At 45.0% G+C, this 509-nt stretch carries 1 protein-coding gene; it reads right to left on the reverse strand.

All coding sequences use genetic code 11. The annotated features are described in order from the left end of the window. Positions 1-509: DsbA family protein (locus R7093_RS28370; RefSeq protein WP_318147428.1), on the reverse strand; the 509-nt coding region annotated here is incomplete at both ends.

Consider the following 509-nt stretch of genomic DNA (forward strand, 5'->3'; position numbering starts at 1 on the left):
ACCAAACTAGGGTAAGAGTTAACACCCAAACTTTTCGCTAAACTCAGTTGGTCTTGGAATACACCTTCCAATAACGTGCCATCCATATCATTTTTGAACTGCTGCACATTCAAGCCAATCTCTTTCGCTAATTGAAGATGCGTTGCTTCTTCATGAGGCGGCATTGCGCGTAGATAATAGGCGTGCTGAATCGCTTCAAGCATTTGCTCATACGAATCTTGGAATCCCGCGGCGATAACAGCGCGGCATGATTGATACGTACTTCTCACTGGTGTGCACAGTTTCCAGAAATCGTAGTTAAACTTGGTGCCTAGCTGAGTTTCGATTTGCTTCCAAATCCCCTCAAGCTTTTGTTGCATTTCTGGCGGCATTGGCAAATTAGTATCTGGTGCAAGCCCACCCACCACATACTCAAACTGAATCACACCTGGCAGTTGTTGTTTTAGTTTTTCGATGGTTGGTTTGTATCCCCAGCACCAACTGCACATAGGGTCATGTACGTAGTAAAG

Source organism: Vibrio sp. 1580 (assembly GCF_033340055.1).